The sequence below is a fragment of the Allokutzneria multivorans genome, from assembly GCF_039537405.1.
GTDB lineage: Bacteria > Actinomycetota > Actinomycetes > Mycobacteriales > Pseudonocardiaceae > Allokutzneria > Allokutzneria multivorans.
Genome location: NZ_BAABAL010000005.1, coordinates 506,593 through 529,527, shown reverse-complemented (window position 1 = coordinate 529,527; position 22,935 = coordinate 506,593). Strand labels below are relative to the sequence as shown.

24 protein-coding genes are annotated in these 22,935 nt (G+C 69.8%); 13 read left to right on the top strand and 11 right to left on the bottom strand.

The genetic code is table 11. The features are described from left to right. The first annotated feature begins 33 nt into the window (after nt 1-33). From ABD798_RS06420 to ABD798_RS06400, 5 genes are all read left to right on the top strand, one after another. Nucleotides 34-1,242 carry a PrsW family intramembrane metalloprotease gene (locus ABD798_RS06420; RefSeq protein ID WP_344871605.1) on the top strand — a complete coding sequence of 403 codons (1,209 nt, stop codon included), beginning with the start codon at nt 34-36 and terminating at the stop codon, nt 1,240-1,242. A gap of 106 nt (nt 1,243-1,348) precedes the next feature. Then, entirely contained in the window at nt 1,349-2,263 is a 915-nt protein-coding gene (locus tag ABD798_RS06415; protein ID WP_344871603.1) for a Rossmann-like and DUF2520 domain-containing protein, read from the top strand. Continuing rightward, nucleotides 2,260-3,171 (top strand): pantoate--beta-alanine ligase, encoded by a 912-nt coding sequence (gene panC, locus ABD798_RS06410; RefSeq protein WP_344871601.1) that lies wholly within the window; start codon nt 2,260-2,262, stop codon nt 3,169-3,171. Before ABD798_RS06415 ends, panC begins: the two co-directional genes overlap by 4 nt. A 13-nt stretch (nt 3,172-3,184) precedes the next feature. Beyond that, a complete protein-coding gene (gene panD / locus ABD798_RS06405) occupies nt 3,185-3,664 on the top strand; it encodes an aspartate 1-decarboxylase (RefSeq protein WP_344871599.1) in 480 nt (159 codons plus the stop codon). 13 nt (nt 3,665-3,677) lie between these two features. Next, on the top strand, nt 3,678-4,463 hold the full coding sequence (locus tag ABD798_RS06400; protein ID WP_344871597.1) for a type III pantothenate kinase: 786 nt from the start codon (nt 3,678-3,680) through the stop codon (nt 4,461-4,463). Here the strand turns inward: ABD798_RS06400 and ABD798_RS06395 are convergent, their stop codons facing one another. Then, a complete protein-coding gene (locus ABD798_RS06395) occupies nt 4,464-5,228 on the bottom strand; it encodes a class I SAM-dependent methyltransferase (protein WP_344871595.1) in 765 nt (254 codons plus the stop codon). It abuts the gene before it with no gap. 113 nt (nt 5,229-5,341) lie between these two features. Here ABD798_RS06395 and lysS point away from each other — a divergent pair, with 113 nt between their 5' ends. Further along, nucleotides 5,342-6,796 (top strand): lysine--tRNA ligase, encoded by a 1,455-nt coding sequence (lysS, locus tag ABD798_RS06390; RefSeq protein WP_344872902.1) that lies wholly within the window; start codon nt 5,342-5,344, stop codon nt 6,794-6,796. Nucleotides 6,797-6,937: 141 nt separating this feature from the next. Further along, entirely contained in the window at nt 6,938-7,285 is a 348-nt protein-coding gene (locus tag ABD798_RS06385; protein ID WP_086826837.1) for a histone-like nucleoid-structuring protein Lsr2, read from the top strand. 100 nt (nt 7,286-7,385) lie between these two features. Here the strand turns inward: ABD798_RS06385 and ABD798_RS06380 are convergent, their stop codons facing one another. Further along, nucleotides 7,386-8,405, bottom strand: a complete 1,020-nt coding sequence (locus ABD798_RS06380; protein WP_344871592.1) for an ABC transporter substrate-binding protein — start codon at nt 8,403-8,405, stop codon at nt 7,386-7,388. A gap of 146 nt (nt 8,406-8,551) precedes the next feature. Beyond that, nucleotides 8,552-9,538: an ABC transporter substrate-binding protein gene (locus ABD798_RS06375; RefSeq protein WP_344871589.1), complete on the bottom strand. Its 987-nt coding sequence runs from the start codon at nt 9,536-9,538 to the stop codon at nt 8,552-8,554. Between the two features lie 91 nt (nt 9,539-9,629). Between ABD798_RS06375 and ABD798_RS06370 the strand changes: the two genes are divergently transcribed. From ABD798_RS06370 to ABD798_RS06360, 3 genes are read left to right on the top strand one after another with little or no spacing between them, the layout of a single operon-like run. Beyond that, on the top strand, nt 9,630-10,721 hold the full coding sequence (locus ABD798_RS06370; protein ID WP_425549170.1) for a FecCD family ABC transporter permease: 1,092 nt from the start codon (nt 9,630-9,632) through the stop codon (nt 10,719-10,721). Continuing rightward, nucleotides 10,718-11,806, top strand: a complete 1,089-nt coding sequence (locus ABD798_RS06365; protein ID WP_344871587.1) for a FecCD family ABC transporter permease — start codon at nt 10,718-10,720, stop codon at nt 11,804-11,806. The genes ABD798_RS06370 and ABD798_RS06365 overlap by 4 nt, the downstream gene beginning before the upstream one ends. Further along, entirely contained in the window at nt 11,803-12,645 is an 843-nt protein-coding gene (locus ABD798_RS06360; RefSeq protein WP_344871585.1) for an ABC transporter ATP-binding protein, read from the top strand. Before ABD798_RS06365 ends, ABD798_RS06360 begins: the two co-directional genes overlap by 4 nt. Before the next feature lie 335 nt (nt 12,646-12,980). Here ABD798_RS06360 and ABD798_RS06355 read toward each other — a convergent pair whose 3' ends face one another. Beyond that, nucleotides 12,981-13,862: a (2Fe-2S)-binding protein gene (locus ABD798_RS06355; RefSeq protein WP_344871583.1), complete on the bottom strand. Its 882-nt coding sequence runs from the start codon at nt 13,860-13,862 to the stop codon at nt 12,981-12,983. 344 nt (nt 13,863-14,206) lie between these two features. On the opposite strand from ABD798_RS06355, the gene ABD798_RS06350 reads away from it, so the two are divergent. Further along, nucleotides 14,207-16,738: an ATP-dependent Clp protease ATP-binding subunit gene (locus tag ABD798_RS06350; protein WP_344871581.1), complete on the top strand. Its 2,532-nt coding sequence runs from the start codon at nt 14,207-14,209 to the stop codon at nt 16,736-16,738. Between the two features lie 90 nt (nt 16,739-16,828). Further along, nucleotides 16,829-17,854 (top strand): endonuclease/exonuclease/phosphatase family protein, encoded by a 1,026-nt coding sequence (locus tag ABD798_RS06345; protein ID WP_344871579.1) that lies wholly within the window; start codon nt 16,829-16,831, stop codon nt 17,852-17,854. A 15-nt stretch (nt 17,855-17,869) separates the two neighbouring features. Here the strand turns inward: ABD798_RS06345 and ABD798_RS06340 are convergent, their stop codons facing one another. From ABD798_RS06340 to ABD798_RS06325, 4 genes are all read right to left on the bottom strand, one after another. Then, nucleotides 17,870-18,247, bottom strand: a complete 378-nt coding sequence (locus ABD798_RS06340) for a hypothetical protein (protein ID WP_344871576.1) — start codon at nt 18,245-18,247, stop codon at nt 17,870-17,872. Between the two features lie 347 nt (nt 18,248-18,594). After that, complete coding sequence (locus ABD798_RS06335) at nt 18,595-18,963, bottom strand: hypothetical protein (protein ID WP_344871574.1); 369 nt, start codon at nt 18,961-18,963, stop codon at nt 18,595-18,597. A gap of 135 nt (nt 18,964-19,098) precedes the next feature. After that, a complete protein-coding gene (locus ABD798_RS06330; protein WP_344871573.1) occupies nt 19,099-19,923 on the bottom strand; it encodes an SIR2 family NAD-dependent protein deacylase in 825 nt (274 codons plus the stop codon). Further along, nucleotides 19,916-20,227: an antibiotic biosynthesis monooxygenase family protein gene (locus ABD798_RS06325; protein WP_344871571.1), complete on the bottom strand. Its 312-nt coding sequence runs from the start codon at nt 20,225-20,227 to the stop codon at nt 19,916-19,918. Before ABD798_RS06325 ends, ABD798_RS06330 begins: the two co-directional genes overlap by 8 nt. Before the next feature lie 54 nt (nt 20,228-20,281). Here ABD798_RS06325 and ABD798_RS06320 point away from each other — a divergent pair, with 54 nt between their 5' ends. Continuing rightward, nucleotides 20,282-21,031, top strand: a complete 750-nt coding sequence (locus ABD798_RS06320) for an alpha/beta fold hydrolase (protein ID WP_344872898.1) — start codon at nt 20,282-20,284, stop codon at nt 21,029-21,031. On the opposite strand, the gene ABD798_RS06315 is transcribed toward ABD798_RS06320, so the two are convergent. The 3 genes from ABD798_RS06315 to ABD798_RS37195 form a co-directional block, all read right to left on the bottom strand. Then, nucleotides 21,028-21,534, bottom strand: a complete 507-nt coding sequence (locus ABD798_RS06315; RefSeq protein ID WP_344871569.1) for a 2'-5' RNA ligase family protein — start codon at nt 21,532-21,534, stop codon at nt 21,028-21,030. The genes ABD798_RS06320 and ABD798_RS06315 overlap by 4 nt on opposite strands. Continuing rightward, nucleotides 21,527-22,420: an HhH-GPD family protein gene (locus ABD798_RS06310; RefSeq protein WP_425549169.1), complete on the bottom strand. Its 894-nt coding sequence runs from the start codon at nt 22,418-22,420 to the stop codon at nt 21,527-21,529. The genes ABD798_RS06315 and ABD798_RS06310 overlap by 8 nt, the downstream gene beginning before the upstream one ends. Nucleotides 22,421-22,513: 93 nt before the next feature. Then, complete coding sequence (locus ABD798_RS37195) at nt 22,514-22,822, bottom strand: DUF6355 family natural product biosynthesis protein (RefSeq protein ID WP_425549168.1); 309 nt, start codon at nt 22,820-22,822, stop codon at nt 22,514-22,516. Nucleotides 22,823-22,935: the final 113 nt, after the last annotated feature.

The following is a 22,935-nucleotide window of genomic DNA, read 5'->3' as shown; positions in this document are numbered from 1 at the left end:
GCGGTATGGGGCGAAACCGTAGGCTCACGCATCGTGACCACGGATGAGCTCCCGGCCCGGCCGGCTCAGCAACGCCGACAGCAGCGCGCCGTCATCGGCTCGGTGATCGGCCTGATCCTGCTCGGCACGTGCGGCCTGATCCTGCTCGGGATGGCCACCTCGCGCGTCGGCCTGCTGGCCGTGCTGATCGGGGCGGGCACGGCGCTGGTCCCGGTCGGCTTCGTCGTCGGCGCCTTCCTGTGGATCGACCGCTGGGAACCCGAACCGACCCGGCTGCTGCTCGCCGCGTTCCTCTGGGGGGCCTGCGGTGCGACGATCAGCGCGCTGCTGATCAACGACAGCGCCCGCGCGGTCGGTGACCTGCTGCTCGGCCCGTCCGGCGGTGACTTCCTCAGCTCGGTGGTCTCGGCGCCGCTGGTGGAGGAGACGGCCAAGGCGCTGTTCCCGCTCGCGCTGATGCTGCGGCGCAGGCACGAGTTCGACGGCGTGGTGGACGGCATCGTCTACGCGGGCGTCACCGCGGCCGGGTTCGCCTTCACCGAGAACATCTTCTACTTCGGCCAGGGCTTCGCGCAGGCCGGTTTCGGCAACGCCACCAGCGGGGTGGTGGCCGTGTTCATCCTGCGCGGAGTGCTCTCGCCGTTCGCCCACCCGCTGTTCACCGCGATGACCGGGATCGGGCTCGGCCTCGCGGCGGGCAGCTCGCGCGCCGCGGTCCGGTTCTTCGCGCCGCTGCTGGGTTTCCTGCTCGCGATCGGCCTGCACGTGCTGTGGAACGCGGCGGCGACGCTCGGCGGCGGGCTGGACTTCCTCGACGTCTACTTCCTGATCATGGTGCCGATCTTCGCCGGGATGATCTGGCTGGTGGTCTGGCAGCGCCGCCGCGAGCAGCGGATCGTGGTCGACCAGCTGCCCGCGATGGCGGAAGCGGGCTGGATCGCGCCGAGCGAGGTTGCGCTGCTGGCCAGCATGGCGGGCAGGCGCTGGTGGCTCGGCCGGGTCCGGCACCGCGCGGGCGAGGAGGCCGCGCGTGCCGTCGCCGGGTACCAGACGGCGGTCACCGAACTCGCGTTCGTGCGGCACCGCATGCACAACGGCACCTGCGGCGGCGACTCCGACCAGCGGCACGCGGAGCTGCTGGCCACGCTGCACCAGGCGCGGGCCGCCGCGGTGAACGCCCCCGGCGCGCTGGGGATCTCGAACAACCGCCAGCCCCGCCGCCGTCCCGGACGCCCCAGGTGAAGCTTGTCACCAGCGTCGGCGCGGACCCCCTCACGGCGGTTAGTCTCGCGCCGCTGTCCGGTACCCGCGGAGGACGTGGGCCTGGAACACCACGAGGAGCAGGACGATGACGTCAGAGCGCCCCGCGCGGCTCGCCGTCGGAGTGATCTCCGCGGGCCGGGTCGGATCGGTGCTCGGCGCCGCCCTGGCCAGAGCCGGCCACATCGTCAACGGTGTCTCCGCGGTGTCCAGCGCCTCCCTCGCCCGCGCCGAGCAGCTGCTGCCCGGAGTCCCGGTGCTCGCCCCCGACGAGGTCGCCCGCAAGGCGGATCTGGTGCTGCTCGCGGTGCCGGACGACGAACTGAGCGGCTTGGTGCGTGGTCTGGTCGCGACGAACTCCTTGCGCGCGGGGCAGATCGTCGTGCACACGGCGGGCGCCAACGGCGTCGAGGTGCTGCGGCCCGCGACCGAGATCGGCGTGCTGCCGCTGGCACTGCACCCGGTGATGACCTTCACCGGCCGCGAGGAGGACCTCCAGCGGATGGCCGCGTGCTGCGTCGGCATCACCGCCGCCGATGAGGACGAGGTCGCCTGGCACGTGGCCGAAGCCCTGGTCGTGGAGATGGGCGCGGAGCCGGTGCGCGTGCCCGAATCGGCCCGCAAGCTCTACCACGCGGCGATCGCGCACGGTGCCAACCACCTGATGACCCTGGTCGCCGAGTGCGCGGACCTGTTGCGGGAGGCGGGGATCGGGCCCGCCGAACGCGTGCTGGCGCCGATCCTGTCCGCCTCTCTGGACAACGTGCTCCGGCTGGGCGACCGCTCGCTCACCGGCCCCGTCGCCCGAGGTGACGCCGGGACGGTGCGCTCCCACGTCGACGTGCTCCGCCGCTCGTCACCGGAGGCGCTGCCCGCCTACCTGGCGCTGGCCCGGCGCACCGCCGACCGGGCAGAGCGCTCCGGCCTGCTGCGACCCGGCGCCGCCGACGCCGTCCGCTCCGAACTCCCTGGACTGCCCGAACCCCCCGAGGACCCGCGATGACCACCAGCACGCCGAAGTTCACCCGCGACGAGCTCACGGTGCACACCGATCCCGTCGAGCTCGGCAAGGTCACCAGGGCGCTGCGCGGCGTCGGCAGGAAGATCGCGCTGGTGCCCACGATGGGCGCGCTGCACGACGGCCACCTGGAGCTGATCAGGATGGCGCGGCGGCTGCCGAACACCGTGACCGTCGTGTCGATCTTCGTGAACCCGTTGCAGTTCGGGCCGAACGAGGACCTGGCCAAGTACCCGCGCACCCTGGAGGACGACCTGGCCAAGTGCCGGGAGGCCGGGGTGGAACTGGTGCTCGCACCCGCGGCCGAGGCGATCTACGGCGACTCCCCGCAGGTCACCGTGCACCCTGGGCCGCTTGGCGATGAGCTGGAGGGCGCGGTCCGGCCGGGCCACTTCGCGGGCGTGCTCACCGTGGTGGCGAAGCTGTTCAACATCGTGCGGCCGGACCACTCGTTCTTCGGCGAGAAGGACTACCAGCAGCTCGTGCTGATCAAGCGCATGGCGCGCGAGCTGAACTTCGAGACCTCCGTCGTGGGCGTTCCGATCGTCCGCGACCGCGAGGACCACCTGGCGCTGTCCTCCCGCAACCGCTTCCTCTCCGAGGCGGAGCGGGCCAGCGCGCTGGCGCTGCCCAAGGCGCTGTCCGCGGGCACGGAGGCCGCGATCGAGGGAGCGGAGCAGGGGGTGGCGGCGGCGCGGGCGGTGCTCGACGCCCACCCCGAGGTGGTCGTGGACTACCTGGAGCTGCGCGGCAAGGACCTCGGACCGGCTCCCGCCACCGGCGAGGCGAGGCTGCTCGTCGCCGCCAGGGTCGGCGGGACCAGACTCATCGACAACACCCCCGTGCTGCTCGGCGTGCCCGAGAGCGGGGGGACACCGGAACTCCACGGGTGAGAGGGGCAGCCCCATGTTCCGCACCATGCTCAAATCGAAGATCCACCGGGCCACGGTGACCCAGGCCGACCTGGACTACGTCGGCTCGGTCACGGTGGACGAGGACCTGATGGACGCCGCGGACCTGCTGCCGGGCGAACAGGTGGCGATCGTCGACGTGACCAATGGGGCCAGGCTGGAGACCTACGTGATCCCCGGCGAACGGGGCAGCGGGGTGCTCGGCATCAACGGCGCCGCCGCGCACCTGGTGCACCCCGGCGACCTGGTCATCCTGATCGCCTACGGGCTGATGGACGACGTCGAGTCGCGCGCCCACCAGCCGAAGGTGATCTTCGTGGACGCGCGCAACTCCATCGTCGAGCTGGGCACCGACCCGGCCTTCGCGCCCGAGGGCTCCGGCCTGACCAGCGGCGCGGAGACCGAGCCCGAGGAGCCCGCGGCCGAGACGGTCGACGCGGCCCGGCTGGACAAGCTCATCCAGGCAGAGGACTGAGAGGCGGTTCCCCGTGCTGCTCGCCGTTGACGTCGGCAACACCAACATCGTGCTCGGCCTGTACGCGGGCGACGGCGCGGACACCACGCTGCTGCGCGACTGGCGGATGCGCACCGACGCCAGGATGACCGCGGACGAGCTGGCGCTGACCACGCGCGGACTGCTCGGCGAGCACGCCGACAAGATCACCGGGGTCTCGGCGCTGTCCACGGTGCCGTCGGTGCTGCGCGAGCTGCGGGTGATGCTCGGGCGCTACTGGGGCGACGTGCCGCGCATCATCGTCCAGCCCGGCGTGCGCACCGGAGTGCCACTGCTGGTGGACAACCCGAAGGAGGTCGGGGCCGACCGCGTGATCAACACGCTGGCCGCGCACCACCTCTTCGACACCGCCTGCGTCGTGGTGGACTTCGGCACCTCGACCAACATCGACGTGATCTCCGCGAAGGGCGAGTTCCTCGGCGGGGCCTTCGCGCCCGGCATCGAGATCTCCGTGGACGCCCTCGCCGCGCGCGCCGCCCAGCTGCGCAAGGTGGAGCTGGTCCGGCCGCGCTCGGTCATCGGCAAGAACACCGTGGAGTGCCTCCAGTCCGGCATCCTCTACGGCTTCGCCAGCCAGGTCGACGGCCTGGTCCGGCGGATCGTCGCGGAGCTGGAGGCCACGGACTCCGGCCCGGTCACGGTGATCGCCACCGGCGGACTCGCGCCGTTGGTGCTCGCGGAGTCCTCGACCATCCAGCACCACGTCTCCGACCTGACGCTGCTCGGCCTGAAGCTGGTCTACGAGCGCAACACCAAGTAGCTAGAGCTTGCGGACGCGGATCGCGGTCGTGACCAGCGGCAGGTCGAACTCACCGTCGGCGGTCTCGGGGGTCGCGTCGAGGTAGGCGCGCACGCGGGCGAGGGTCTCCGCGCGCTCAGCCTCCTCTTTGATCAGCGTCACCGAGTGGGTGGCGACGGTCTCGGTGAGCGTGGCCGCTGTCCTGCGCTGCGAGTGCTCGAAGGTGCGCTGGCCGAACGCGGTGAACACGTCGTTCTCCGGCAGCAGCTCGGAACGGTCGTGCTGGTGCTCGGTGTAGCGGACCTTCGTGCCGGTGATGTCGGCGAGCCCGGCCACCCACGGCACCCGGTCGTCGTCGTGGTTCCACAGCGCCGCGAGCACCCCGCCGGGCTTGAGCACGCGCGCGATCTCCGGCAGCGCCAGCTCCGGGTCGAACCAGTGGAAGGCCTGCCCGACCAGGACCGCGTCCACCCGGTCGTCGGGCAGCGGGATGTCCTCGGCGGTGCCCTTCAGAGCGGCCAGGCCGGAGAGCCGGTTCAGCAGCTGCTCGCGCATGGCGTCGTCCGGCTCCACCGCGATCACCGCGACCGGCTCCTCCAGCAGGGCTTCGCTCAGCCTCCCGGTGCCCGCACCCAGGTCGAGCACGCGGACCTGCTCGCGGTCGCGCACGGGCTCCAGCGCCCAGCGCACCGCTTCGGCGGGGTAGCCGGGCCGGTGCTCGGCGTACTGGGCGGCACGCGCTCCGAAGGACAGGGCGCGGCGGGCCTTCGTTGCGGCGTCGTCCATCGGCAGACCGTATCCCGTTCGCCTCGCGGACAGGGGGTTCCGTACCCTTTTCCACCGTGAACTCAAAGCCCCAGCAGCAGCCTGCGACCAGCGAAGACGACCTGCCAGAGCAGATGCGGGTGCGCCGGGAAAAGCGGGAGCGCCTGCTGGAGGCAGGCGTCGACCCGTACCCCGTCGTGCTCGAGCGCACCCACTCCCTCGCCGAGATCCGCGCGGCCTACCCGGACCTGGAGCCGGACACCTCGACCGGTCTGGTCGCCGGGGTCACCGGCCGCGTGATGTTCGTGCGCAACACCGGCAAGCTCTGCTTCGCGACGCTGCGCGAGGGCGACGGCGTCGAGCTCCAGGCGATGCTCAGCCTCGACCGCGTTGGCGCCGACGCGCTGGCCGCGTGGAAGAGCGACGTCGACCTGGGTGACCACGTGTTCGTCCGCGGTGAGGTCGCCACCTCGCGGCGCGGCGAATTGTCGGTGATGGTCACGGAATGGCAAATGGCGGCGAAGACGCTGCGCCCGCTCCCGGTCGCGCACAAGGAGCTCTCCGAGGAGACCCGAGTGCGCCAGCGTTACGTCGACCTCATCTTGCGTCCGCAGGCCAGGGATACCGTTCGCTTGCGCTCCGGAGTGATGCGATCACTGCGCGAGTCCTTCCACGAGCGCGGATTCCTCGAGGTCGAAACGCCGATGTTGCAGACGCTGCACGGCGGCGCCTCCGCTAGGCCATTCGTCACGCACTCCAATGCCATGGACACCGATCTCTACCTTCGAATCGCGCCCGAGCTGTACCTGAAGAGGTGCGTCGTCGGCGGTATCGAGAAGGTCTTCGAGATCAACCGCAACTTTCGCAACGAGGGCATGGACTCCTCCCACTCGCCGGAGTTCGCGATGCTGGAGGCATACGAGGCCTACGGTTCCTACGACACCATCGGCGTGCTGACCAGGGAGTTGGTCCAAGAAGCGGCGCAGGCCGTATTCGGCACGCAGGTGGCCACGTTGGCCGATGGCACGGAGTACGACCTCTCCGGCGAGTGGACGACAATTACGATGTACGGCTCCCTGTCGGAGGCCCTCGGCGAGGAGATCACTCCGGCCACCTCGGTGGAGCTGCTGCGCAAGCACGCGGAATCGCGCGGTATCTCCACCGACCCCGCCCTCGGCCACGGAAAGCTGGTCGAGGAGCTCTGGGAGCACCTGGTGGGAGACCACCTGCACCTGCCGACCTTTGTGCGTGACTTCCCAACCGAGACCGCGCCGCTGACCCGTCAGCACCGCAGCGTCGCCGGGGTGACCGAGAAGTGGGACCTGTACGTGCGCGGCTTCGAGCTGGCCACCGGGTACTCCGAGCTGGTCGACCCGGTTGTGCAGCGGCAGCGCTTCGAGGACCAGGCCCGTCTCGCGGCCGCCGGGGACGTCGAGGCCATGCGGCTGGATGAGGACTTCTTGCGAGCGCTCGAGTACGGAATGCCACCGAGTGGCGGCATGGGAATGGGCATGGATCGCCTGTTGATGGCCCTGACCGGCCTCGGTATCCGCGAGACGATCCTCTTCCCACTTGTCCGACCTGAATGACGTTCACCACTTTGAGACCGAGCGGCGTCTGCTCTTTTGAACAGAGCTGCGCTAATGTCGCGATCAGTCTCGTTGCCGAGCTGGCGACTGGGGAACGCATCCGGACCGCACACGTCGCCGGATTTCAGGGAAGGAAGACGCATGGCTGAGAAGGTCATCCGGACCTTGGTGGACGACCTCGATGGTTCCGAGGCCGAGGAGACCGTCGAGTTCGCAATCGACGGGGTGTCCTACGAGATCGACCTTTCCGGGGGTAACGCCGGAAAGCTGCGCGACTCCCTCGCCGACTTCATCGCGAGCTCGCGCAAGGTCGGCGGCAAGCGTCGTTCCGCCGGTGGTCGTTCCGGCGCGCGTCCCGGCCGCCCGGCCGCCGCTGACCGCGAGCAGAACCAGGCAATTCGCGAGTGGGCGCGCAAGCGCGGCATGAAGGTCTCCGACCGCGGTCGTATCCCGGCCGACGTGCTGGAGTCCTACCACAACGAAAACTGAGCCGACCGGTTCTGCGCCGATCGGTTCAGAAGTGCAAAAAGGACCCCTTCAGCAGTCGTGAACCGCTGAAGGGGTCCTCGCGTTTCTCCGAGATCTCGAATCAGCTCTTCGCCGGGTCGACCCCGAATGCCTTGGCCAGGTCGTCCAGGATCGCGTGCGCGCCCTGCAGGCTCACCGAGGCGATCCAGGTGCCGTCCTGGACGTCGGTGACCTTGCCCTTGAGCTGCTTCCACAGCGGGTTGGCCAGGTACTTCTCCTTGGCCTTCGCGGAGTCGCCCTTGGGGTCGGGGAAGGCCGAGACGAAGACCGCGTCGGCGTCGGCGTCCAGGATGCGCTCCTCGGCGACGTTCACCGAGATGTCCTTGGCCTTGGAGTCGTCCTGCGAGGCCGGACGGGCCAGGCCCGCGTCCTTGAGCACGATGCCGACGAAGCTGTTCGGCGTGTAGAGCCGGGTCGGGCCCGCGACGAAGCGCACCACGGAGATCGTCGGGTTCTTGCCCGCCTTGGCGCGGATCGACTCACCCAGCTTGCGGGCGCGCTCCTCGTAGGCCTTGATCTTCTTGTCGGCCAGGTCCTCCTTGCCGAGCGCGGTCCCCAGAAGGCGGATGTTGTCCTTCCAGGTCAGCCCGGTGGTCTGGCTGAACACCGCGGGCTTGCGCGCGGAGAGCTGGCCGTAGAGCTGCTCGTGGCGCACCTTCGCCGAGACGATCAGGTCCGGGTTCAGCGCCAGGGTCTCCTCGACCTTGGGCTGTTCCAGCGATCCGACCGCCTTGGCGTTGCGGCCGTAGACCTCGGCCTCGGCCTTGAGGTAGTCCGGGAACTTGTCGCCGGTCAGCGGGAACAGCGTGAACGCCACGACCTCGGTCTCCAGCGCGAAGGCCGCGTCGACGTAGCTGCTGTCCAGCGCGGCGATCTTCTTCGGCGCGGTGGCGATGGTCGTCTCGCCCATCGCGTGCTTGACGGTCCTCGGGAAGCCCGCACCCGCCTGGCCGGAGGCCGGTGGTGGCGAGCTCGGTGCGGCCCCGCCGCAGCCCGCGACCACGGCGGCCACGGTCAAGGCGGCCACTCCGGCGAACGCCCGCCTGGCCAACAGCGCCCTTGTCCTCAAGGTCTCCTCCAAGAGTCGTCAATCCTTTTCACGAGTGAGGATAGGGTGCCCTAACTTCCTGGAGGGCTTCGGCGGGTGCTCCGCAACCACCTCGGAACCGGCGCGTGACCGCCCCCGGGCAGCGGGCTCGGGGGCGGTCGGCTTCCGGTCGTGCGCGTTCAGCTCTTGGCGGGGTCCACGCCGAAGGCCTTGGCCAGGTCGTCGAGGATGATGTGCGCGCCCTGCAGGCTCACCGCGGTCACCCAGGTCAGGTCGTTGACCGCGACCACCTTCGGCGCCAGCGGGCGCCACAGCGGGTTGGTCTCGAAGCGCTGCTTGGTGCCCGCGGACTGGCCCTTCTCGTCGGGGTAGGCCGCCACGAAGATCTTGTCGGCGTCGGCGTCGCTGATCCGCTCCTCGCTGATCTCGGCGGCGAAGGACTCGGCGGCCTGCGGGGCCGGACGGGCGAGGCCCGCGTCCTTCATGACGATCCCGGAGAAGCTGGCCTGCTGGTAGAGCCGGGTCGGGCCGTCGACGAAGCGGACGATGGAGATCGTCGGGTTCTTGCCCTCCTTGGCCCGGATCGCGTCGCCGATGCGGCGGGCCCGGTCCTCGTAGGCCTTGATCTTCTTCTCGGCCAGGTCCTCCTTGCCGAGCGCCTTGCCGACCAGGCGGATGTTCTGCTTCCAGGTCGGGCCGGTGGTGTCGCTGAACACCGTCGGCACCTTGGCGCTGAGCTGGCCGTAGATCGCCTCGTGGCGCACCTTCGCCGAGACGATCAGGTCGGGCTTCTGGTTCAGCAGCAGTTCGATCTTGGGCTCGGCCAGCGTGCCGACCGCCTTGGCGCCCGCGCTGAGCCGCTTGCCCTCCTCGCCCAGGTAGTCGGGCACCCGGTCACCGATCGAGCGGTAGCTGGTGAAGGCGACGACCTCGGTCTCCAGCGCGATCACCGCGTCCACGAAGCTCGCGTCCAGCGCGGCGACCCGCTTGGGCGCGGCCTGGATCGTGGTCTCGCCCATGGCGTGCTTGACCGTCCTGGGGAAACCCGCCGCGGGGGCGGCCGAGCCACCGCCCTGCGGGGTGGCGGGAGCGGGCCCGCAGGCGGCCACCGCGGCGGCCACGGCGATGATCACCAGGCTCCGTCTCGCCAACAACGCTCTGGACAAGGTTCCTCCACGGTTCGGTTAGGCTTGCCTGACTACGGCAAGGTCGGCCTTACCTTGACGGGCGAACGGACCAGAGGGAAGGAGATGTTCGTTGGAACGCAGTGTGACCGTGGCGACTCCACCTGGGTCACAACGCTCCCCCCGGTCGGGTGTCACCTCCGTCGGCAACGCCGAGGCCACCGTTCGCCGTCGCCGTCGCCGACTGGTCGGTCTGCTGGTGCTCCTGCTGGTCCTGACCGCCGCCGTCCTCGCCAGCATCGCCATCGGCTCCAAGCCCATCGCGCTGCCCGAGGTCTGGCACGCGCTGACCTCGCCGACCGGCACCGAGGACGACATCGTCATCGGCTCGCTGCGCCTGCCGAGGACCATGCTCGGCCTGGCCGTGGGCATCGCGCTCGGCGTCGCGGGCGCGCTGATGCAGGGCCACACGCGCAACCCGCTCGCCGACCCCGGCCTGCTCGGCGTGAACCAGGGCGCGGCCTTCGCCATCGTCCTGTCGATCTTCATGCTGCGCACCGACGACATCTACACGCTGGTCTGGTTCGGCTTCGCCGGAGCGCTGGTCGCCACGGTCGCGGTCTTCGCGCTCGGCTCGGTCGGCAGGGGCGGGCCGACGCCGGTCACCCTCGCGCTGGCCGGAGCCGCGATCAGCGCGCTGCTCTACGCGCTGACCTCGGCGTTGGTGCTGCTGGACGCGCAGAGCCTCGAAGCGTTCCGGTTCTGGCGCTCGGGCTCGCTGGCGGGCCGCGATCCGGAGATCGTGCTCCAGGTGCTGCCGTTCCTGGTCGCGGGCCTGGTGCTGGCGTTGATCAACTCGCCGGGGCTGAACGCGTTGTCCCTCGGCGAGGACGTGGCGCGTTCGCTCGGTCAGAGCGTGCTGCTGACCAGGGTCGTCGGCATCGCCGCCGTCACGCTGCTGACCGGGGCCGCGGTGTCCGCGTGCGGACCGATCGGCTTCGTCGGCCTGGTCGTGCCGCACATGGCGAGGGCGATCACCGGCCCCGACTACCGCTGGCTGCTGCCCTACTCCGGGCTGCTCGGCGCGATCATGCTGCTGGTCGCGGACGTGGTGGGGCGCGTGGTCGCGCGGCCGGGTGAGCTCCAGGTCGGCATCATGCTCGCGCTCATCGGCGCTCCGTTCTTCTTGATCCTCGTCCGGCGGAGAAGGTTGGTGCGGCTGTGAGCGCGCTGATGGGACGGGAGACCTCGATCCCCGGTCGCCCCGCGCTGCGCGTCGGGCCCGTGTCGTGGATGGTCCGGCTGCGCCCGGTGCTCGTGCCCGTGATCGCGTTCGGCCTGCTCGCGCTGGCCATGGCGGTCAACCTCGGGCGCGGTGACTTCCCGATCGGCGTCGGCGACGTGCTCGCCGTGCTGCTCGGCGGCGGGGACGACACGCACGCCTACATCGTGCTCGAACTGCGGCTGCCGAGGGCGCTGACGGGGGCGCTCGTCGGCGCCGCGCTCGCGCTCGCCGGGGCGATCACCCAGTCCATCGCTCGCAACCCGCTGGCCAGCCCCGACATCCTCGGCGTGACCGCGGGCGCCGGGGTCGGCGCGGTCGCGGTGATCATGCTCGGCGGCAGTGCGGGCGGGATCAGCGGCGGCATCGCCGAGCTGGGCCTGCCCGCGGCGGCGCTCGGCGGCGGTCTGGTCGCGGCGCTGTTCGTCTTCGCGATCTCCTGGCAGCGCGGTATCGACGGCTACCGGTTGGTGCTGGTCGGACTGGGGATCACCGCCGTCCTGGTGGCGATCAAGTTCTACCTGCTGACGCTGTCCGAGGTCGCTGACGCGGGCCGGGCGATGGTGTGGATCACCGGCAGCCTCAACGGCCGTGGCTGGGAGCACGTCACCCCGGTGGCGCTCGCGCTGCTGGTGCTGGTGCCGCTCGCGCTGTTCACGGCCCGTCCGCTCGGCGGCCTCCAGTTCGGCGACGACACCGCGCGCGGCCTCGGCATCCGGGTGAACGGCTCGCGCGCCGCGCTGATCCTGATCGCGGTCGGTCTCGCCGCCACCGCCACCGCTTCGGCGGGGCCGGTGGAGTTCGTCGCGCTGGCCACCCCGCAGATCGCCATGCGGATGGCCGGGACGCCCCAGCCGCCGCTGGTCGGCTCCATGGTGCTCGGCGCGGCCCTGACGGTCATCGCCGACGTCATCGCCCGCACCGCCTTCGGCGTGGTCGAGCTGCCCGTGGGCATCGTGACCGCCGTGATCGGCGCGCCCTACCTCATGTACCTGCTGGTTCGTCGTTATCGAGAGGTCCGGACATGACTGCTACCGCTCCGGTGCGGCTGCGCGCCGAGGGACTCAGCCTCGGCTACGGCGAGAACCGCGTGGTCGAAGGCCTGGACCTGGACGTCATCGACGGCACCATCACCGCCGTCATCGGCCCCAACGGCTGTGGCAAGTCCACCCTGCTGCGCGCGCTCGGCCGCCTGCTCTCCCCGCAGGAGGGCCACGTGCTGCTCGACGGCAAGCGCATCGACAAGACCCCCACCAGGGAGGTCGCCAAGATCGTCGGAGTGCTGCCGCAGACCCCGGTCGCCCCGGACGGCCTCACCGTCGGCGACCTCGTCGCGCGCGGTCGGCACCCGCACCAGGCCTGGTACAGGCAGTGGTCGGCCGACGACGAGGGCGCGGTCTCCGAGGCGCTGCGGATGACCGGGATGCTGGAGTTCTCCGAGCGCACGCTCGACCAGCTCTCCGGCGGTCAGCGGCAGCGCGCGTGGATCTCCATGGCGCTGGCCCAGGGCACCGACCTGCTGCTGCTCGACGAGCCGACCACCTACCTCGACCTCGCCCACCAGGTCGACGTGCTCGACCTCGTGCAGCAACTGCACGACCAGGCCGGGCGCACCGTGATCATGGTGCTGCACGACCTCAACCTGGCCGCGCGCTACTCCGACCGCCTGATCGCCATGCGGGACGGCAAGATCGTCGCGCAGGGCGACCCCAAGGACGTGCTGACCGAACAGCTGCTCAGCGACGTCTTCGACCTCGACGCGCGCGTGGTCCCCGACCCCGTCGCGGGCACTCCGCTCGTCGTCCCCATCGGCAGCCGCCACCGCGTCCGCATCGACTCCACCGCCCTCGCCGACGACACCATGTAGCCGCCCACACCCCACCCGCGCTTAGGGCGTGTCCTGTAAGTCGCGGAGTTCACCGGTCTTCAAGTCCCACAAACCCCCGCCTTCGCGGTCTCCAACGACAGCAAACCTCACCGAGCATCGGACGTTTGCTGCGGTTGACGATGATCGACAAGGGGGTTCGCTGGTCTTGAAGACCAGCGAACCCTGGCGGTGCCGTGACCGGGACGCACAGCTCAACCACTTACAGGACAGGCTCTAGTAGCTGAATGACTCATTGAGGTACTTGAGCGTCCTCAATGAGTCATTCAGGGCTTAAGCGGAGCGCAGCGGGTGGGGCGCAGCGCGGAGTGCCTGGGTCAGCGGCCGCGTTCGAGGACGCGGGCGGAGCGCTCGTCCTCGGTGATGCGGGGGCACGTGGTGCACGCGCGCTGTTCCGGCAGGGCGAAGTGGAAGCAGCAGCTCTCGCGGCGGCGGGTCCACAGCGCGTTGCCGTCGTCGCCGGTGACCGCGCGCAGGGTCGACGCCGAGGTCAGCGGGGCCTCGGCGGTCGGCAGGAACAGGGCGGAGTCGGCGACGCCGGCGCCCTCGTCGCCGCAGGCGCGCCCGGCGAGCCAGCCGGAGCTGTCCAGGGCGTCGGTGGCGGCGGCCCAGAGCATCCGCTTGCCGAAGCGCGTGCCGGGGCCGAAGGCCGTGACGAACTTGGCGGCGTGGGCGGTGAAGCGGGCCCGGAACATCGCGGCCAGCGCGCGCTCGTCGGCGACCGTGGTGGCCTCGGGGCGGTGCGACTCGGGGTCGTCCGGCAGGCAGCAGAAGTCGTCGCTGAGCAGTGCGACCGCGTTCGGGTGCGGCCGGTCGCCGGAGAGCCGGAAGGCGATGTCGGCCGGGCGCAGCGACGGGACCCGGCGGGAGGCGTGGAACAGCAGCCCGCCGAGGAAGCCGGGGACCTGGAGGTACCACGACATGATGTAGCCCGAGGTCGTGCGCTCGGGGATCTCGGCGTCGTGGCGCTCGCTCAGCCAGTCGGCGAGGCGCTTGCGCCAGCGGTCGAACATGCCGGGGTCGCCGAGCAGGTCGGCACAGCTGATCCACTCCTCAGACGAGCCGGAGGTGTCAGCGGGCAGCCCGTGGCGGACCTGCGTCGTCGCGAGGTGGCCGACCCGGTCCAGGGTCGCGGCCAGCACGCCGCGCTCGCCCTCGCCGACGCGCTCCAGCGGACTCAGGCCCGCGGTCACGGTCACCGGCGCGCCCGGAGGGCGGTGCTGGTGGTGCGTGGCACGGCGACTCCCGGGCATCCTCGGCGCGTATCGATTCGGCAACCTCAGTCAGGCTTGCCTAACCTTACATATAGGCGTGCGACGTTGCTCCGCAAGGGTGGTCGGCTTAACACACCGGTGAACGGATCGTTGTTCGCGCTGAGCGGACAGCACCGTGTTGGCGGAATCCGAGTACGTCAGAGCACGTTGAGCGTGATGTCGGGAGGGGGCGACCGGTCACCCGGAGTCGTGCCACCAACCCGGTGCGACGGACCACCCGACTACAGTGGTCATACGGTGCCGGTCCCAAAGTGCGGCAGGGAGTGCGAATGTTCGAAAGATTCACCGACCGCGCAAGGCGGGTGGTCGTCCTGGCTCAAGAAGAGGCCAGGATGCTGAACCACAACTACATCGGCACCGAGCACATCCTCTTGGGCTTGATCCACGAGGGTGAGGGTGTCGCCGCCAAGGCGTTGGAGTCGCTGGGTATCGCGCTCGAAGGGGTACGCCAGCAGGTCGAGGAGATCATCGGCCAGGGACAACAGGCCCCGAGTGGGCACATCCCCTTCACGCCTCGGGCGAAGAAGGTGCTCGAACTGTCGCTGCGCGAGGCGCTGCAGCTCGGCCACAACTACATCGGCACCGAGCACATCCTGCTCGGGCTGATCCGTGAGGGCGAGGGCGTCGCGGCGCAGGTGCTGGTCAAGCTTGGTGCTGACCTGAACCGGGTCCGCCAGCAGGTGCTTCAGCTGCTGTCGGGCTACCAGGGCAAGGAGCCCGCCGAGTCCGGCGGTGGCCGCGGTGAGGGAACTCCGTCCTCCTCGCTGGTCCTCGACCAGTTCGGCAGGAACCTGACCTCCTCCGCCCGCGAGGGCAAGCTCGACCCGGTCATCGGGCGCGAGAAGGAGATCGAGCGGGTCATGCAGGTGCTGTCCCGCCGCACCAAGAACAACCCCGTGCTGATCGGTGAGCCCGGCGTCGGCAAGACCGCCGTCGTCGAGGGCCTCGCTCAGCGCATCGTGAAGGGCGAGGTGCCCGAGACGCTGAAGGACAAGCAGCTCTACACGCTTGACCTCGGCTCCCTCGTGGCCGGCTCGCGCTACCGCGGTGACTTCGAGGAGCGCCTGAAGAAGGTGCTCAAGGAGATCAAGACCCGCGGCGACATCATCCTGTTCATCGACGAGATCCACACCCTTGTCGGCGCGGGCGCCGCCGAGGGCGCGATCGACGCGGCGAGCATCCTCAAGCCGATGCTGGCCCGCGGCGAGCTGCAGACGATCGGTGCGACCACCCTCGACGAGTACCGCAAGTACGTCGAGAAGGACCCCGCGCTGGAGCGACGCTTCCAGCCGATCCAGGTGGGCGAGCCCTCGCTGGAGCACACGATCGAGATCCTCAAGGGCCTGCGGGACCGGTACGAGGCGCACCACCGCGTCTCGATCACCGACTCGGCGCTGGTGGCCGCCGCCACCCTGGCCGACCGCTACATCAACGACCGCTACCTGCCGGACAAGGCGATCGACCTGATCGACGAGGCCGGCGCCCGGATGCGGATCAGGCGGATGACGGCCCCGCCGGACCTGCGCGAGTTCGACGAGAAGATCGCCGACGTGCGCAGGGAGAAGGAGTCCGCGATCGACGCGCAGGACTTCGAGCGGGCCGCCAAGCTCCGCGACTCCGAGAAGCAGCTGCTCGGCCAGAAGTCGGAGCGGGAGAAGCAGTGGAAGGCCGGTGACCTGGACGTCGTCGCGGAGGTCGACGACGAGCAGATCGCCGAGGTGCTGGCCAACTGGACCGGCATCCCCGTCTTCAAGCTCACCGAGGAGGAGACCTCGCGTCTGCTCCGCATGGAGGACGAGCTGCACAAGCGGATCATCGGCCAGCACGAGGCGGTCAAGTCCGTCTCGCAGGCGATCCGCCGCACCCGCGCCGGTCTGAAGGACCCGAAGCGGCCGTCGGGCTCGTTCATCTTCGCCGGCCCCTCGGGTGTCGGTAAGACCGAGCTGTCCAAGTCGCTGGCGAACTTCCTCTTCGGCGACGACGACGCGCTCATCCAGATCGACATGGGTGAGTTCCACGACCGCTACACCGCTTCCCGGCTCTTCGGTGCCCCTCCCGGCTACGTCGGGTACGAGGAGGGCGGCCAGCTCACCGAGAAGGTGCGCCGCAAGCCGTTCTCCGTCGTGCTCTTCGACGAGATCGAGAAGGCGCACCAGGAGGTGTACAACACGCTGCTCCAGGTGCTGGAGGACGGCCGCCTGACCGACGGTCAGGGCCGCACGGTGGACTTCAAGAACACCGTGATCATCTTCACCTCGAACCTGGGCACGCAGGACATCTCCAAGGCCGTCGGCCTCGGCTTCGCCAACAGCAACGCTCAGGGCTCCAACTACGAGCGGATGAAGCAGAAGGTCAACGACGAGCTGAAGAAGCATTTCCGCCCGGAGTTCCTGAACCGGATCGACGACATCATCGTCTTCCACCAGCTGACCCAGGACGAGATCATCCAGATGGTCGACCTCATGGTCGCCAGGGTCGAGACCCAGCTGCGCAACAAGGACATGTCGCTGGAGCTCACCCCGCTGGCCAAGCAGTTGCTGGCCAAGCGCGGGTTCGACCCCGTGCTCGGTGCGCGGCCGCTGCGCCGCACCATCCAGCGCGAGATCGAGGACCAGCTGTCGGAGAAGATCCTGTTCGGCGAGCTGTCCGCCGGCCAGGTCATCATCGGCGACGTCGAGGGCTGGAACGGCGAGGGCTCGGACGACCAGGCCCGGTTCGTCTTCCGCGGTGAGACCCGCGGTGGCGTGACCGTGCCGGACGTTCCGCCGGTCGAGGTCGCCGCAGAGGGCGACTCCGAGTAGTACCGGGTACCAGGTAACAACATCGACAACCGACGGGGCGGGTGCGGCCATCGCACCCGCCCCGTCGGCGTTTTCGGGCACCCTGGAGGGGTGCACCCGCAGACCACGTATCCGGCTTACCCGGTCGAGCGACCGGTGGAGCAGGCGCGCGGCGCTCGCGGCGGCGCCGCCGTCGGGTTCCTGCTGTGGCTGGTGGCGGCGCCGTACTTCGTGCTCTGCCTCGCTCGCCTGCTCAGCCTGGACAGCAGCCACTGGATCCTCGTCGCGGCGGTGTCGCTGACGCCCTACGCGCTGCCGATCGGCGCCGTGCTGACGGCGGTCCTGCTGCTCACGCGGCGGTGGATCGTCGGGCTGGTCTCACTGCTGCTGACCGTCCTGCTCGTCACGGTGGTCGCTCCGCGCACCGCTGCGGCCGCGCGCCCCAACGGTTCGGGAGCCACGCTGCGGGTGCTCAGCGTGAACATCTCGATGGACCAGGGAGACGCCGCGGCGGTGGTGCGCCTGGTCCGCGACCGTGCGGTGGACCTGCTCAGCATTCAGGAGCTGACGCCAGGGGCGGAGCGTGCGCTCGACGCTGCCGGGCTCGCGGAAGTGTTGCCGCACAGGGTGTTCAAGCCGCGCCCGGGAGCGGTTGGCGGCGGACTGGCGTCGCGGTTCCCGGTGCGGGAGCGCGTGGTCACCAAGCCCACCACGGCGGAGCACCCCGCCGCGCTCATCGACCTGCCGACCGGGCCGGACGTGGAGTTCGTGTCGGTGCACCCCTGGTATCCCGTGGGCCCGAAGGGTGCGGAGCCCTGGCTGCGGGACCTCGCCGGGCTGCCGAGCCCCGACGCCACGCGGACGCCTCGGATCCTGGCGGGGGACTTCAACGCCTCGCTGGACCACTCGGCCTTCCGGGGCGTGCTCAACCAGGGCTACCTCGACGCGGCGGAGCAGGTCGGGGCCGGGCTCACCCCGACGTGGCCCACCGACAAGCGGTTCGTCCCCGCGTTCGTCGCGCTCGACCACGTCCTGGTGGACGACCAGAACTTCGTGGTCGAGACCTTCGGCACGGCGGTGGTGCCCGGAACGGATCACCACGCCGTCTTCGCCGAGGTCAAGCTCGTACGGGGCTGATCAGCTCGAACAAGATCAGGAGCAGGCGAAGCTCTTGGACTTCAGCGCGTCGGCGACCGCCGCGCCCTCCGGCAGCGCCGCGCCCTGGACGCAGGTGTTCTTGACGGCCTTGAACGGCAGCTTCACGGTGCGGCTGTCGCCCGCGCGGAAGGGCATGTAGGTGTTGTCGAACTTGTGGCTGGTGCCCTGGCGGTAGCCGAGCTTCACCCAGACCTCGCCACCGCTGGTCTTGGAGTAGGTGATCTCGATGTTGCTGCCGTTCTTCTGCGCGCAGACCTTGCCGTTGCTGTGCGTCTGGCAGTTCTCGGAGGCAGCGAGGGCGGTGCCCGGGGCCAGGAGGGCCGCACCGGCGATGACGGCCGCGAGGCCCAGAGCCGTTGCCTGCTTGCGCATGGGAGTTCTCCTACGTCGTCGTGCGACCCGTTGTGGGCCACTAACCGATAACGAAGGTATTTGGAAAATCTGGTGCAGAATAGGGAGTTTGAGTCTTCGCAGGCCCTGGTCGAGCACGTCATTTCGTGTGCTGCCGGAATGTGAAGGCGAGGGCGGTGCAATGTCGTCGAAGTGGGCAACGGTGGGCCGTCCGGCCTTCACAGTGCCCCTGAGCAGCAGTTTTTGTTCGCGCTTCGCCGTGCGGCGAATTCATGTTCATCAGGCAATCGATGGGCTTCGGGTGGCGCGCGCCACGGCGGCAACCGTTGTTCGATCGCCGCCGTGATCACGTGCTCACCCGCTGTGCGTCAGGTGCGGATGTGCTCGGTCTTCAGGCCGTGCGAGATCTCCGTCCCGGTGGAGGCGACGATTCCTTGAAGGTAAGTCCCCGGCTTCTTGGTAAGCGGCATCGTCTTGGTGACCGTCGTGCCCTTGGCGACGGTTGCGGACGGGCCGGTGTAGTAGACGCTGCCGTAGCGGTAGCCGAAGGTCGTGCTGGCCGTGCTGCCGCCCGTCTTCTGGTACCGCACGTCGACGGTGGCGGCGTTGACGCGGGCGCAGACGGTGCCGTTGGTGTGCTCGACGCAGCCCGTGAAGCCCGCGGTGGCGGATGCGGTTGCCGGGGCCGTCAGAGCGATGGCCGTCGTCAGTCCCAGGACCGTCGCCTGCTTGCGCATGAGTTCTCCCTGCTCGGTGCTTGCTGTGCGAGCCGGGACGTTAAGCGCGGGTTCCTTGTGGCACAACGAAAAGCCGTGATGAGCGAATTGAGGCTGGGAGAGTCGAGATCGTGCTGTGCGAACGCCGCTCGCGTGCTACAGGAGCGCGTCCAGTTCGCTGAGCGCGGCCAGCGCGGGCATGGGCAGCGAGACGCCGCGACCGTGCCGCACCTCGGGCTCGCGCGGGTTGATCCGGATCAGCGACTGCGCCGCCGCGCTCGCCAGCTCCGCGTAGCGGCGCACGGTGGGGACGGCCTGGCCCGCGCCGATCTCGACGACGACGAGCCGCTTCCCGCGCAGGCCGCGACGCCAGGCGTTGAGCGCGTCCAGCTGGGCCTGGCCGCGGTCGGGAACCCACGTCGTGTCACCGAACATGAGGATGTTGGGGCGCTCCAGGTCGCCGCAGTCCGGGCACTCCGGCAGCGGCGGCACCGCGCGCATGGTCTCCGCGTCGACCGGCACCGCGACACCGTCGGCGGAGCTGATGCGCCGTGAACACGGGAAGACGCACTGGAGGTGGTGGATCGAGCCGTGGCACTCCGCTACCTGGTCCTCGGCGAAGCCCGCGCGCTGGAACTGACCGTCCACATTGGACGTGAACACGCGGACGCCGCCGGGCAGCGCCGAACCCCAGCGGCGCAGGAGCTCGAAGCCCGCGTGCGGAACCGTCTCGCGGTAGAGCGCCATCCTGTGCCCGTAGAAGCCCCACGCCAGCTCGGGATCGGCGGCGAAGTGCACCGGATCGGCCAGCTCCTCGAAGCTCATGCCTAGCCGGGCGTAGGGCGGGTAGGCGCGCCAGAAGCCTTCGCCACCACGGAAGTCGGGAAGGCCGCTGTCCACGCCCATCCCCGCTCCGGCACAGACCAGCAGTGCCTCGGCGTCGACGAGCAGGGCAGCGGCGCGCTCCAGAGCTTCAGTCACTGGAGGGCTTGGAACCCAGAACGACCTCGAACTCCAGCAGGCTGGACCCGGACGCGACCGGCTTGGCGCGCTCGCCCGCGTGCGCCTCCTTGGCGGAGCCGCCCATCCAGTTGCGGAAGTCCTCGTCGGTCTCCCAGTGCGTGACCACGAAGTAGCGGGTCTCGCCGGACACCGGGCGCAGCAGCTCGAAGCCCAGGAAACCGGGGGAGCCGTCCACCGCGCCGAGCCGGGCGGCGAAGCGCTTCTCCAGCTCGGGGCCCGCGCCCTCGGGAACCTCGATCGCGTTGATCTTCACTACGGCCATGACCCCAGCGTAGCCACACCGCGTGGTAGACCTCGACGTGTGCAACGTCGCGACGTGGTCGACTTCGGCGGCTCCGGGCAGCCGATCCTGGTGCTGCACGGCCTGATGGGCCGGGCGCGCACGTGGTGGCCGGTCGCCCAGTGGCTCAAGCGCTACGGCCGCGTGCACGGGCTCGACCAGCGCGGTCACGGGTTGAGCCCGCACAGGGGTTTCGCCAGCGTGAGGACTGAGGACTTCGTCGCGGACGCGGCCGAGCTGCTCGCCGAGCTGGGGCCTGCCGTGGTGATCGGGCACTCGATGGGCGGGCTGCACGCGTGGGAGCTGGCCGCCCGCCACCCCGACCTCGTCCGTGCGGTCGTGGTCGAGGACATGGCTCCTGACCAGCGCGGCAAGACGGTGGACGGGTGGCGCGGCTACTTCGACTCGTGGCCGGTGCCCTTCGAGTCCCTTGACCACGTGCGTTCGTTCTTCGGCGGCCCGGTCGGCGACTACTTCACCGAGTGCGTGACCGAGCGCGAGGACGGCTACCACCTCATGGCCGACCTGGAAGACCTCTACGTGATCGCCGCGGAGTGGGGGAGGCGGGCGTACTGGGACTCCGTCGAGAACCTGCGCTGCCCGCTGCTGGCGATCGAGGCCGAGCACACCGCGATGCCGCCCGGACAGATCCGTGAGCTGGCCGATCGTGCCCGCGACGCGCGCTATCTGCGAGTGGAAGGCGCGGGTCACGTGGTCCACCGCGACCGTCCTGACACGTATCGCGGCGCGGTCGAAGCCTTCCTCTGCGAGGTCCTCGACCGCTAGAGCAGTACGTCCACCGCGCCGGTGCGGGTGTCCACGATCCCGATCTCGGCGACGTTGGCGCGGATGGGCTCGACGGGGTGCAGCGCGGTGAATCCGGTGACGATCTCCGCATCCGAACACCCCTGTGCCAGAACGCAATGCGGCAACCAGGAGCCCGGCAGGTAGTACGCCGAAGGGTTCTTCACCTTGCCCGCCAACACGTCGTGCACGGCGGAGTGCACCGCGAGCAGCTCGCCGTCCACCACTGCGCCGAGCATCAGCACGTTCTCCGTCGACGTGAACGTGCCGAGCGTGCGGAGCCACAACGACGGCATGGCAAGCATTTCCAGCTCGGAGCGCAGTTCGTCGCGCGTCTTCTGCGGCATCGCGCTGGCCGCCGCGAGCGTGAGCTGAGGCCGCTCGTCCGTCGGAGCCGCGACACCCGCCTTCGCCAGCTTGCGCCACAGGCCCCGCACAGCGACTTCGGCCTCGCCGTCGAAGAACACCCGCAGCACGTCAGCCATGGTCGCCGCCATCGCCCGGCAGTGCGAAGAGCCCCTTGGCTGTCTGCTCGATCAGGCCGTCCACCAACAGCGAGTCCAGGCAGCGATCCCGTTGCCCCGCTTCGGCCCAAGCCGCGTCGAGCTGCGCGCGGGTGACCGGGCCGGGCGCGTCGCGGAGCACGTCCAGCAGGCGCCCGCGAACCTGGCGATCGGTGCCCGCGAACTTCTGCACCACCTTCGCCGGGCCCGCGTACGCCGGGCGGCCCGCCTCCTGCCACGCGCAGCTGTCGTAGACCGGGCAGTCGGCGCAGCGCGGAGTGCGGGCGACGCACACGATCGCACCGAGCTCCATCAGCGCGGCCGAATAGCGTGCGGCGAAGCTGTCTTCCTTGGGCAGCAACGCATCCACGTCCGCGAGATCGCGCTTCGTCGACGGCGGTCCCGCGTCACCGGCGCCGTGCACCGCGCGCGCGACGACCCGGCGGACGTTGGTGTCCACCACCGGGCAGCGCTGGCCGTACGCGAAGGCCGCGACAGCGCGCGCGGTGTACTCGCCGATACCGGGCAGCGACAACAGAGTGTCCACATTGGACGGAACGGCGTCCCCGTGCTCCGCCGCGATCGCGGTCGCCGCCGCGTGCAGCCGCAGCGCCCGGCGCGGGTAGCCGAGCTTGCCCCACGCGCGCACCACGTCGCCCTGGCTCGCCGCCGCCAACGCGGAGGGCTTGGGCCAGCGCTCCATCCACTCCAGCCAGATCGGCTGCACCCGGTTCACCGGGGTCTGCTGCAGCATGATCTCGCTGACCAGCACGCCCCAGGCGTCGCAGTCGGGGCGCCGCCACGGCAGGTCGCGCGCCACCCGGTCGAACCAGTCGACCAGCACCTCTGGTTCCAGTCTCACGCTCATCGCGGCCCGATCCTGCCAGTCGCGGTTCCGCACCTGGCGGACAGGGAGGTCCTCACTCTGGAGTGCGAGGTGTGGCCGTGACCGGGGAAGCGATCAGCACGGATAGATGTAGTAGGCGTACGTAGCCTTCTGCTTCCCATCCAGGAAAGTCCTGCCCGGAGCGACGCATCCTTCACTCGTCGTTCCGTTCTGGTAAATGGTTCTGATCGCCACGTCCGTTTTGCCGCAATGGGTGTAGAAAGAGCTGCCAAACCTGTCCTCCCAGTAGCCGCAGATTTCGTTGGCGCTCTGGGACGCGGTACTCGTCGTTGACGAGGGTGCCGCTCCTGCGGCCGTCGCGGTGGTCACTCCTGCGAGGACGGCGAACGCGATGGTCAATCCCAAACGACGGTTTTTCCTCATGAATCACTCCCGGTGCGATTATTTGTTCAAGGGTGATGGGGTGCATTCGGGAGGGAAAGCTATAGATTTCTTTGATGTGGCGGTAAGGTATTCATCTGTCCCTGAAGCTGCTG

Bases quoted from the DNA above. Each gene is read 5' to 3' on its own strand.
- ABD798_RS06335 (WP_344871574.1), bottom strand. From the start codon at position 18,963: ATGCGCAAGCAGGCGACGGTCCTGGGACTGACGACGGCCATCGCTCTG.
- ABD798_RS06385 (WP_086826837.1), top strand. From the start codon at position 6,938: ATGGCTGAGAAGGTCATCCGGACCTTGGTGGACGACCTCGATGGTTCC.
- ABD798_RS06360 (WP_344871585.1), top strand. From the start codon at position 11,803: ATGACTGCTACCGCTCCGGTGCGGCTGCGCGCCGAGGGACTCAGCCTC.
- ABD798_RS06415 (WP_344871603.1), top strand. From the start codon at position 1,349: ATGACGTCAGAGCGCCCCGCGCGGCTCGCCGTCGGAGTGATCTCCGCG.
- panC (WP_344871601.1), top strand. From the start codon at position 2,260: ATGACCACCAGCACGCCGAAGTTCACCCGCGACGAGCTCACGGTGCAC.
- ABD798_RS06325 (WP_344871571.1), bottom strand. From the start codon at position 20,227: ATGGCCGTAGTGAAGATCAACGCGATCGAGGTTCCCGAGGGCGCGGGC.
- ABD798_RS06310 (WP_425549169.1), bottom strand. From the start codon at position 22,420: ATGAGCGTGAGACTGGAACCAGAGGTGCTGGTCGACTGGTTCGACCGG.
- panD (WP_344871599.1), top strand. From the start codon at position 3,185: ATGTTCCGCACCATGCTCAAATCGAAGATCCACCGGGCCACGGTGACC.
- lysS (WP_344872902.1), top strand. From the start codon at position 5,342: ATGCGGGTGCGCCGGGAAAAGCGGGAGCGCCTGCTGGAGGCAGGCGTC.
- ABD798_RS06340 (WP_344871576.1), bottom strand. From the start codon at position 18,247: ATGCGCAAGCAGGCAACGGCTCTGGGCCTCGCGGCCGTCATCGCCGGT.
- ABD798_RS06350 (WP_344871581.1), top strand. From the start codon at position 14,207: ATGTTCGAAAGATTCACCGACCGCGCAAGGCGGGTGGTCGTCCTGGCT.
- ABD798_RS06315 (WP_344871569.1), bottom strand. From the start codon at position 21,534: ATGGCTGACGTGCTGCGGGTGTTCTTCGACGGCGAGGCCGAAGTCGCT.
- ABD798_RS06395 (WP_344871595.1), bottom strand. From the start codon at position 5,228: ATGGACGACGCCGCAACGAAGGCCCGCCGCGCCCTGTCCTTCGGAGCG.
- ABD798_RS37195 (WP_425549168.1), bottom strand. From the start codon at position 22,822: ATGAGGAAAAACCGTCGTTTGGGATTGACCATCGCGTTCGCCGTCCTC.